At 59.3% G+C, this 10475-nt stretch carries 11 protein-coding genes and 1 pseudogene; 9 read left to right on the top strand and 3 right to left on the bottom strand.

Annotated elements, in window-relative coordinates:
- From uvrC to ACIQ5B_RS08055, 8 genes are all read left to right on the top strand, one after another.
- Positions 1-1441, top strand: a 1441-nt coding sequence (gene uvrC, locus ACIQ5B_RS08090) for an excinuclease ABC subunit UvrC (protein WP_397598565.1), incomplete at its 5' end; no start/stop codon positions are given.
- 55 nt (positions 1442-1496) lie between these two features.
- Positions 1497-2387: an alpha/beta fold hydrolase gene (locus ACIQ5B_RS08085; RefSeq protein ID WP_397598564.1), complete on the top strand. Its 891-nt coding sequence runs from the start codon at positions 1497-1499 to the stop codon at positions 2385-2387.
- Between the two features lie 62 nt (positions 2388-2449).
- Positions 2450-2770, top strand: coding sequence for a hypothetical protein (locus tag ACIQ5B_RS08080; RefSeq protein ID WP_397598563.1), 321 nt, complete (start codon positions 2450-2452; stop codon positions 2768-2770).
- A 37-nt stretch (positions 2771-2807) separates the two neighbouring features.
- Positions 2808-3398, top strand: coding sequence for a DNA repair protein RecO (locus tag ACIQ5B_RS08075; RefSeq protein WP_397598562.1), 591 nt, complete (start codon positions 2808-2810; stop codon positions 3396-3398).
- A gap of 138 nt (positions 3399-3536) precedes the next feature.
- Entirely contained in the window at positions 3537-4583 is a 1047-nt protein-coding gene (gene leuB, locus ACIQ5B_RS08070) for a 3-isopropylmalate dehydrogenase (protein ID WP_397598561.1), read from the top strand.
- A gap of 27 nt (positions 4584-4610) precedes the next feature.
- Entirely contained in the window at positions 4611-5819 is a 1209-nt protein-coding gene (locus ACIQ5B_RS08065) for a trans-sulfuration enzyme family protein (protein WP_397598560.1), read from the top strand.
- Positions 5816-6226: a Co2+/Mg2+ efflux protein ApaG gene (apaG, locus tag ACIQ5B_RS08060; protein ID WP_397598559.1), complete on the top strand. Its 411-nt coding sequence runs from the start codon at positions 5816-5818 to the stop codon at positions 6224-6226. Before ACIQ5B_RS08065 ends, apaG begins: the two co-directional genes overlap by 4 nt.
- Positions 6227-6233: 7 nt before the next feature.
- The gene (locus ACIQ5B_RS08055) at positions 6234-7028 is read left to right on the top strand and encodes a LysR family transcriptional regulator (RefSeq protein ID WP_397598558.1); all 795 of its coding nucleotides are present in this window, start codon (positions 6234-6236) and stop codon (positions 7026-7028) included.
- Between the two features lie 30 nt (positions 7029-7058).
- On the opposite strand, the gene parE is transcribed toward ACIQ5B_RS08055, so the two are convergent.
- From parE to ACIQ5B_RS08040, 3 genes are all read right to left on the bottom strand, one after another.
- Positions 7059-9047, bottom strand: a complete 1989-nt coding sequence (gene parE, locus ACIQ5B_RS08050) for a DNA topoisomerase IV subunit B (RefSeq protein ID WP_397598557.1) — start codon at positions 9045-9047, stop codon at positions 7059-7061.
- A 72-nt stretch (positions 9048-9119) separates the two neighbouring features.
- A complete protein-coding gene (locus ACIQ5B_RS08045) occupies positions 9120-9503 on the bottom strand; it encodes a PaaI family thioesterase (protein ID WP_397598556.1) in 384 nt (127 codons plus the stop codon).
- A gap of 19 nt (positions 9504-9522) precedes the next feature.
- Positions 9523-10197, bottom strand: coding sequence for a GcrA family cell cycle regulator (locus ACIQ5B_RS08040; RefSeq protein WP_324477732.1), 675 nt, complete (start codon positions 10195-10197; stop codon positions 9523-9525).
- Between the two features lie 91 nt (positions 10198-10288).
- On the opposite strand from ACIQ5B_RS08040, the pseudogene ACIQ5B_RS08035 reads away from it, so the two are divergent.
- Positions 10289-10475 (top strand): annotated as a pseudogene (locus ACIQ5B_RS08035) (multidrug ABC transporter permease); the annotation flags it as partial.

The following is a 10475-nucleotide window of genomic DNA, read 5'->3' as shown; positions in this document are numbered from 1 at the left end:
TGCCAGCGCGGGGTCGGTCAACCAGACGCTGAATGCGTTGCAAAAGCTTTTTCTGTTGCGCAGCTGTTCGGACAGTTTTTTCAACAACCGCGACCGGCCATGCCTGTTGTATCAAATCAAGCGCTGTTCCGCGCCCTGCGTTGGCCGGATTGATGACCAATCCTATGACGGTCTGGTCGCCGATGCCAAATCCTTCCTCGACGGCAAATCTTCTGACGTGCAGGCAAAGCTGGCGAAGGAAATGGAAGGCGCGGCCGAAGCGCTTGATTTCGAACGTGCGGCCATGTTGCGCGACCGGTTGAAGGCGCTGACCTTCATTCAAGGGTCGCAGGCGATTAACGCGCAAGGCGTTGGCGATGCCGATATCTTTGCCTTGGCGCACCGCAATGGCGTGATGGGTATTCAGGCGTTTTTCATCCGCGGCGGGCAAAATTGGGGGCATCGTTCGTTTTTCCCGTCCCATGTTGCCGAAATGACTGAGGATGAAGTGTTCACCAGCTTCCTTGCGCAATTTTACGAAGATGTGCCGCCCGCCAAAAACATATTGCTCGACCGCGAATTGACCGAGGCCGATCTGTTGGCGGAGGCATTGTCCGAACGCGCCGAACGCAAGATTGAAATCAGCGTGCCGCAGCGCGGCGACCGCGTGCGGCTGGTGAAACAGGCGACGCGCAACGCCGAAGAGGCACTGGACCGGCGGCTGGCAGAGAGCACGACGCAGGGCAAGTTGCTGCAAGAGGTGGCGGACCTGTTTGAACTGCCCGAACCGCCCCGCCGCATCGAGATTTACGACAATAGCCATATTCAGGGCACCAATGCGCTTGGCGCGATGGTCGTTGCCGGACCCGAAGGCTTTATCAAAGGCCAGTATCGCAAGTTTAACATCAAACAGGCCGCGACCGACGACGATTTTGCGATGATGCGTGAGGTGTTCCAGCGCCGCTTTGCGCGCGCGCAGGAAGATGATCCCGACCGTGACAGCGGGCAGTGGCCTGACCTTGTGCTGATCGACGGCGGCAAGGGGCAGATGAGCAGCGTGAAGGCGGCGCTGGAGGAAATCGGTGTTGATGACGTGCCGTTGATCGCCATTGCCAAAGGCCCGCATCATGGCCGTGATGGCCGCGAGGTTTTTCACTTCCCCGACGGACGCGAATTGACCTTGCCGGTGAACGCGCCAGTTCTTTTCTACCTTCAACGCCTGCGCGATGAGGTGCACCGTTACGCCATTGGCGCACACCGTGCGAAACGCAGCAAGGCGATAACCGTAAGCCCGCTGGATGAAGTGCCGGGCGTCGGGCCTTCGCGCAAAAAGGCTTTATTGCTGCATTTCGGCACCGCGCGCGCGGTGCGCAATGCCAGCCTTGAAGACTTGCAGAAAGCACCCGGGGTGTCCGCCGCCGTGGCGCAGACCGTGTATGATTTCTACCATGCGGGCGGATGATGTGGCCTTGCAGTTGGCACGCAGCTGATTAGAATGGCGGGTAGGGGAGAACATCATGCCAAATATCCGCGCCAATAATATCGATATATATTATGAGGAAAACGGCCCAGCCGATGGTCCGGTCATCCTGCTCGTCATGGGTCTTGGTGCGCAGATGATTGCGTGGCCCGATGAGTTCATTCACGGCCTTGTAAGCAAGGGCTACCGCGTCATCCTTTATGACAATCGCGACGTAGGCCTGTCACAGCGGATGGAGGGGGCAAAGACGCCCCATCTGGTCTGGACGATGTTCAAGGCGCGAATAGGGCTGCCGGTGCGCGTTCCGTACACGCTGGGTGACATGGCGGCAGACGGCATTGGACTGCTGGATGCGCTGGGCATCGACAAGGCGCATGTGGTCGGCGCGTCGATGGGCGGGATGATCGTCCAATTGATCGCAGCCAATTACCCGCAACGGACGTTGAGCATGACCTCGATTATGTCGTCGAGTGGCAAGGCTGGGCTTCCCGGCGCGCGCCCCGATATCCAGCGCCAATTCATGGTCAAGCGCCCGCCAGACGCCAGCCGAGAGGAGGCTGTCGCGTTCGGAGCCGAGCTGGTCAGTGCGTTTTCCTTCCCCGATCCAGCGCGCCCTGAAAATGCCCACGCCGAAATGGCCGCCAAAGCGTTCGACCGGGGCTATTATCCGGTTGGCACGCGGCGGCAGTTGCTGGCGATCATCGCCGATGGCAGCCGCGTTGACCGGCTCAAGACGATTAAGGTGCCCACCCTTGTTGTCCATGGCGGGGCGGACCCGCTCGTGCCCAAAGAAGGCAGCGAGGATATCGCCCGCCACATCCCCGGCGCACGGCTGGAGATTATCGACGACATGGCGCATGATCTGCCGCCCTCGCAAGTTGGCCGCATATTGGATTTGATCGCTGGGCATGCCAAGCAAACGCATTGATGAAAATGCTGCACTGCACAATTTTCACTTGCGCGCACCGGTTGGTCGGATAATCTACGCCGATGACGACCAACCAATTGCTGCTTGAGGCTATCGCGCTCAAAAAATGTGTGACCGCCACCTATAATAATGTGGCGATGAAGCTTGCGCCGCACGTGCTCTATTCCAAGAACAATGCGCTGTTTATCGACGCGATTGCGCTCGAAAAGCATGGTGAACCGCCGCGTGAGAAAAAGCTGGGCGCGTTTCATTTGCTTGGCCTCAATGATTTGAAACTGACCGAGCAGTTGTTCGAAATTGATCCTTTATTCGACACTGGTGCCGAAAAATATGCAGGCGTGACCTTGTTCATGATCAGCGGCGAACACAGCGACGCAGGATAGAGCTTCCCCTCATGCGGCAGTGTTGGCATGAGGGCCTATGGACATAACGGCATCCGCGATCATTTGTGCAGTCCGTAATCACGGCGAGACCGGCGCCATCGTGCGCGCGTTTTCCGAAGATTACGGCATGCTCGCGGGCTATGTGCAAGGCGCGCGGGGGCGGCAATTGCGGCCTGTGCTGATCCCCGGCAATGTCATCACCGGCGAATGGCGCACGCGCATAACGGGGCAGTTGGCGCGCCTGACGCCCGAACCGCTGCACAGCCGCGCGCATTTGTTGGGCGAACCGCTGGCGATTGCGGCGATTGACTGGGTCACCGCGCTGACCGCGGCAACGCTGGCCGAAGGCGTGCCATACCCCCGCGTGTACAGCGCATGCGACGGGTTGCTGTCGGCGATTGAGCTTGCCCCTGCCGCACGGGTCTGGGCGGGGGCGATTGCGCAATATGAAACCTTGTTGCTGGCCGAACTTGGCTATGCCGAAGAACATGATGCAGACAGCGCGCCGGTGGCGATGATGGCGCAAAACCGCAAGCACTTGGTCGCGCATGTTCTGGGTGACCGCCGCGCCGATGTCATGGCCGCGCGCGAACGGTTGGTAGAGCGCCTGAAAAGGGCAGTTGCATAACCGCGCTGCACTTGGCAGGGGAGGCATGAATTCAACACCGTGGCCCTGAGCCTGTCGAAGGGCGCGTAAAGGCATCGCCATATCGACAGGCGTGCTTCGACAGGCTCAGCACTACGGTTTCTTTTGAGGAATGCCGCCTTGTTAGTTGCCTTATTACCCGGGGACGGAATTGGTCCCGAAGTCATCACCCAAGCACGTCGCGTATTGGACGCGTTGGCGATTGACGGACTGGCCTTTGAAGACGCGTTGGTTGGCGGCGCGGCCTATAAGGCAACCGGCCATCCGCTGCCCCCCGAAACGCTGGACCTTGCAAAGCGCGCTGACGCGATATTGTTTGGCGCTGTCGGCGACCCCGATTGCGATGCGTTGGAACGGCATTTGCGCCCCGAACAGGCGATATTGGGGCTGCGCAAGGAACTGTCCTTGTTCGCCAATTTGCGGCCCGCGACCTTGTTTCCCGAACTGGCGGACGCCAGCGCGCTTCGTCCCGAAGTCGCCACGCAGATCGACATGATCATCGTGCGCGAATTGAATGGAGATGTGTATTTCGGTGAAAAGGGCATGCGCAAAACCGCTGATGGCAAGCGTGAAGGCTATGACATCATGTCCTATAATGAGGATGAAGTGCGCCGCATTGCCCGCGTCGGCTTTGAAACCGCGATGGCGCGCGGCAAAAAATTATGCTCGGTGGACAAGGCCAATGTGCTCGAAACCTCGCAACTGTGGCGCGATGTGGTGATTGAAACCCACGCCGAATATCCGCACGTCGCGCTCAGCCATATGTATGTCGACAATTGCGCGATGCAGCTGGTGCGCAACCCTGGCCAGTTTGACGTGATCGTCACCGGCAATTTGTTTGGCGATATCCTCTCCGATCAGGCGAGCATGTGTGCCGGATCGATTGGCATGTTGCCCAGCGCCTCGCTCGATAGCAACCAAAAGGGTCTGTATGAGCCCATCCACGGCAGTGCGCCCGATATTGCGGGGCAGGGCAAGGCCAACCCGTTGGCGACAATCTTGTCCGCCGCGATGATGCTGCGTTACTCGCTCAACTTGCCGGAAATGGCCGACCGCATTGACGCGGCGGTCGCCAAAGCACTCGCCGCTGGTGCCCGCTCGCCCGATCTTGGCGGGACGATGTCCACCAGCGAAATGGGCGATGCGGTGCTTGCTGCCTTGACCTGAACCCTACACTCCCCGAAAAGCGAACTTATGAAGAAAACCACTGGCCAGAATCGCGAAATCACCCGGCATTGGCGTCCTGCCACACAGGCAGTGCGTGGTGGTACATGGCGTAGCGAACATGGTGAGACATCGGAGGCGTTGTTCCTCTCGTCTGGCTTTACCTATGATGATGCGGAAACCGTAGCGGCCCGTTTTGCGGGTGAGCAGGACGGCATGACCTATTCGCGGTTGCAAAACCCGACGGTGCAAATGCTGGAGGAACGCATTGCGCTGATGGAAGGGGCTGAGGCATGCCGCGCGCAAGCCACGGGCATGGCGGCAATGACAACGGCGTTGCTGTGCCAGTTGTCGCAAGGTGACCATGTGGTCGCCGCCCGCGCGGCCTTTGGCTCGTGCCGTTGGTTGACGGACACGTTGCTGCCCAAATGGGGCATCAGCACGACCACGATCGACAGCCGCGACAATGATGCGTGGAAAGCGGCGATTCAGCCGAACACAAAGGTTTTCTTCTTTGAAACGCCAGCCAACCCGACGATGGACATTGTCGACATGGCCTATGTCTGCGGCCTCGCCAAAGAACATGGCATCACCACGGTGGTCGACAATGCCTTTGCCACCAGCGTGCTGCAACGGCCGATGGATTATGGCGCAGATGTTGTCGCCTATAGCGCAACGAAGCTGATGGACGGGCAGGGCCGCGTGCTTGCCGGCGCGGTCTGTGGTTCGCAACAATGGATCGATGACGTGCTGTTGCCGTTTCAGCGCAACACCGGACCCAATCTGTCGCCATTCAACGCCTGGGTTGTGCACAAGGGTTTGGAAACGCTGGAACTGCGCGCCATGCGGCAGTCGGAAAACGCGCTTATTGTTGGCAAATTCCTTGAAGGCCGCGTGCCGCATATCATGCATCCCGGTCTTGCGAGCCACCCGCAGCATAATCTCGCCATGAGCCAGATGAAAGCGTGCGGACCGATTTTTGCATTTGAGGTCGATGGTGGCCGTAAACAGGCGCACGCCTTGCTCAACGCGTTGCAGCTGATCGATATTTCGAACAATATCGGCGATGCGCGCAGCCTGATGTGCCACCCCGCGTCCTCCACCCACCATGGCATGGGCCCCGAAGGCCGCGAAGCTATGGGCGTTGGCGAAGGCATGATCCGCATCAATGTTGGCTTGGAAGATCCTGCCGATCTGATCGACGATCTGGATCAGGCGCTCAGGGCTGCGGGGCTGTGACGAGCATCCTCGATTCCTTCTTTGCGGTCAGCGCAACGACCGAGGGCGTGACCGTCCGCGTGTCGCCCAACTTTCTGGAAGAGCAATCGGCGCCCGCGCAAGGGCGCTGGTTTTGGTCCTATCATATCCGCATCGAAAATGGCGGCGATGAACCCGTGCAATTGATGACGCGGCATTGGCGCATCACCGACGGTCGCGGCACAATCAACCATGTCGATGGCGATGGCGTGGTCGGCGAACAGCCGTTGCTGAAACCCGGCGAAAGCCATGATTATGTGTCGGGCTGCCCGCTGCCGACACCCAGCGGCATGATGGAAGGACAATATCGTTTCATCCGCGAAGATGGCACGACCTTCCTCGCCGAAATCCCACGCTTTACGCTGGTCGCCCCGGCCATAGCGCGTTGAGCATCCGATGAAGCGTACGCATCTGCCCTTAAATGGTTTGCGCGTGCTGGACGCTTCTGCGCGGCATTTAAGCTTTACCAAGGCGGCGGACGAACTTGCGGTGACGCCAGCGGCTGTCGGACAACAGATTCGCGCGTTGGAAGATATGTTGGGCGTCGTTCTTTTCCGCCGGACGCCCAAGGGGCTTGAGCTCACGGATGAGGCGACAAATGGCCTTGATGCCCTGCGTGCGGGCTTTTTGCAGTTCGAAGAGTCGGTCCGCGCGATGCAGGCGGGGCAATCCTCCAATTCGCTGACCATCGCTGCGCCGCGCGATTTTACCGCAAAATGGCTGGCCGCGCGGTTGGCGGCATTCAGCAAAGCAAATCCCGACACCCGCTTCACTTTGGTGGCCGCGGACGAGGTTGTCGATTTTACCGAAGCCAATCTCGACCTCGCCATCCGGCTGGCCACTGGCCCCGGCGAGCATGAAGGTATCAAGCTGGCCGCTGGCGCGTATGTGACCGTCGCTGCACCCGAAGGCGGGGCGGAAACGCCGATTAGCTGGCCCAATTGCCCCGTGGCCGACGGCGTGGCTGCGCTTCGCCTCGCCGACGCCGGCCTTGCGATTGACGCGGCCGCGATCGGGCTGGGCAGGGCCACCGTACCGTTGCTTTTGGCCGAAGCCGATTTGGCGAGCGGAAAAATACGCGCGGTCGACAATGCGAAGGAAAGCGAAGAAGCCTATTGGCTGGTCGCGCCCTTGCCGCAATGGCGGCAGAAAAAGGTCAAGGCCTTGGTTGAGGCTTTGACGGCAACTTAAACGCGGCGGCTGGGTAATGAACCCGCCCGATCACGCGTCAATCGTGTCCTCGTCCAGTTGCGCGGCATTTTCCTGAATGAAGTTGAACCGGTGCTCCGGATTTTTGCCCATTAGGCGGTCGACGAGGTCATTTACGACAGCACGCCGTTCATATTCATGCGGCAAAGTAATGCGGATCAGCGAGCGGGTCGCGGGGTCCATCGTCGTTTCTTTCAACTGGTTCGGGTTCATTTCACCCAACCCCTTAAACCGGCCAACATCGACTTTCTTGCCCTTGAAAACGGTCGCTTCCAATTCGGCGCGGTGCGCGTCGTCGGCGGCGTAGACGCTTTGGCTGCCATGCGTCAGGCGATACAAAGGCGGCCGCGCGAGATAGAGATGCCCGGCCTTCACGATTTCGGACATTTCCTGAAAGAAGAATGTCATCAACAAGGTCGCAATATGCGCGCCGTCGACATCGGCATCGGTCATGATGATGATGCGTTCATAGCGCAGATTGTCTGGGTTGCAGTCCTTGCGCGTGCCACAGCCCAGCGCGAGCTGAAGATCAGCGATTTCGTTGTTGGCGCGGATTTTGTCTGCGGTGGCCGACGCCACATTCAGGATTTTACCCCGGATCGGCAAAATCGCCTGCGTCTTGCGGTCACGCGCTTGCTTTGCGCTGCCGCCAGCGCTGTCGCCTTCGACGATGAACAATTCGGTGCCGGTTGGGTCATCCGATGCGCAATCGGTCAGCTTGCCGGGCAGACGCACCTTGCGGCCTGAAGTTGCGGTTTTGCGTTTGACCTCACGCTCTGCCTTACGGCGCAGGCGGTCGTCGACCTTTTCCAGGATGAAGCCCATCAACGCCTTGCCGCGTTCCATATTGTCGGCAAGATAATGGTCGAAATGGTCCCGCACGGCGTTTTCCACCAAGCGCGTGGCTTCGGGTGAGGTCAGCCGGTCTTTGGTCTGGCTTTGGAATTGCGGGTTGCGGATGAAAACCGACAACATCAATTCGGCTTCGTTGAAAATGTCTTCCGCCGATATCTGCGCCGCTTTTTTCTGGCCAATCAATTCACCAAAGGCGCGCAAGCCCTTGGTCAGCGCCGCGCGCACGCCCGCTTCATGGGTGCCGCCGTCGGGGGTGGGAATGGTGTTACAATACCAGCTGTACGAACCGTCGGAATACAGCGGCCACGAAATCGCCCATTCGACGCGGCCTTGCGCATCGGGGAAATCTTGCGTGCCAGAGAAAAACTCCGTGGTCGCGCAGGCGCGGGTGCCAAGCTGTTCGCGCAAATGGTCGGACAAGCCACCGGGGAACTGGAACACCGCTTCGGCAGGGACATCTGCGCTTGCGAGTTCCGCGTCGCAGCGCCAGCGAATTTCGACGCCAGCGAACAAATACGCCTTCGACCGCGCAAGCTTGAACAGACGTGCGGGTTTGAACTTCGCATCGGCGCCGAAAATTTCGGGATCAGGCGTGAACGCTATGGTGGTTCCGCGCCGGTTGGGGGTGGGGCCAAGCTCTTCCAGCTTACCGACCGGATGGCCTTGCGCGAAGCGTTGGCGATATAATTGCTTGTTGCGGGCTACTTCGACCAGGGTATCGGTCGACAGGGCGTTGACGACGGAAACGCCGACGCCATGCAATCCGCCGGATGTTGCATAGGCCTTGTCTGTGAACTTACCGCCGGAGTGCAAGGTCGTCAGAATGACCTCAAGCGCCGATTTGTCAGGAAATTTCGGATGGGGATCAACCGGAATGCCGCGGCCATTGTCGGTGATGGTCAGCCGGTTGCCAACGCCCAAATGCACCTCAATACGGCTGGCATGGCCGGCGACGGCTTCGTCCATTGAGTTGTCGAGCACTTCGGACGCGAGATGGTGCAAGGCGCGTTCGTCGATGCCGCCAATATACATGCCCGGGCGACGGCGAACCGGCTCAAGCCCCTCCAGCACTTCAATTGCGGAAGCAGTATAATCATTGGATGCGGCAGTGGCGGCCGCGCTGCCGCCAAACAGGTCATCGGTCATAACCATGCTATAGGCGCGGGGGAGTTGGCGGCGCAACAGCCGAACGAAACTCGGCTGTGGAAATAAACCGGATCAGCGTCTTTCCGGGGGCATGGACATAATGGCGAAATTGCCACTTGCCTGCGCAACCAACTTGTCATTCTGCGTGATACGGGCGGTTAAATGGGCAATGGTTCGGCCCTTATTGTCCAAAACGGTTTCGCACAGCAACTGGCCCTGCGCGACGGGCCGGAAATAGCTGATCGAGATATCAATTGTCGCGCACGCATATCCAGCATCGAGTGTCGAATAAAGCGCCGCGCCCATGCCTGTATCCGCCATTGCGTAGAGGACAGCGCCATGCACAACACCGTGCGGATTTAAATGCCGATCATCGACCGACAGCGAAAATGTGCTGCTGCCGCCGCCTTGTTGATCTAATGTTAAACCGATGAGATCCGCAAATGGATGATCCATGCTTTATCTCACCATAGCCTTAACGAACCCTTGGTCCGCCGAACGGCATTGGCGGCGGAGGACGGCGGACACCGCGTGGAAGCTGCGCCTGATAGGCACGGCCGCAATGTTCGACGCAGTACGGAAATCCGGGGTTTACCGGGACACCGCAGAAATGGAAATCGGCTTCACCGGGGTGACCCAAGGGCCAACGGCAAATGCGCTCGTTCAAATCCAGCAATGATGTTTTGTCCGCCATTTCGGGGCTTGGCTTTGCAGGGACAAGGCGGCGTGGCGGTGCTGGCGGAATGGGGGCTTGCTGATCGCCGGGGCCCTGACGCATGAAACCGCCAGGTCCGATCGACACAATACGTGGCATCGACGATGCGCGCGGCGCTGGTGCTTCGGCAGCGTCGTCATCTGCGCGCACGGGCGCGACAGGCTCAGCCACAGGGGCTGCGGCGCGTGGGCGCACAGGTGCCGCGGGGGCCGGAGCCTTTGCAGGCGCTGCAGCAGCCGGCTTTTTCGGCGCGGCTTTTTTGTCGGTGTCGTTGGCCTTCACAGGCGACGGGCGCGATTTTAGTCCCAAGCGATGGGCCTTACCGATAACGGCATTGCGGCTGACACCGCCAAGCTCTTCGGCAATCTGGCTTGCGGTCAGGCCTTTTTCCCAAAGCGCTTTTAACTGATCAATCCGCTGGTCGGTCCAGGACATAGAAACTTTCCCAATATCTAATGTGTTATACCGCAGTCGCGGCGCATTTGCGCCTTGCGGTTAAGCCTGCAAGCCGATAGTCGATTGCGCGATGACTATCCACCATAAAAGCGATATTGGCCCAGATAGGGACGCGAACCCCGTTGTGCAACTGCGCGACGGCGAACGGCACATCCGCACCGTAAACTGGATTGGGCTGCAAACCCTATATATGAAAGAAGTGCGCCGCTTCTTTAAGGTGCAGATGCAAACGGTATGGGCTCCGGCCATTACGACGG

Source organism: Sphingorhabdus sp. (assembly GCF_044374345.1).
Taxonomy (GTDB): domain Bacteria; phylum Pseudomonadota; class Alphaproteobacteria; order Sphingomonadales; family Sphingomonadaceae; genus Sphingorhabdus_B.
Note: the sequence above shows the minus strand (reverse complement) of the source record. Positions and strands in the feature narration are given on the sequence as shown.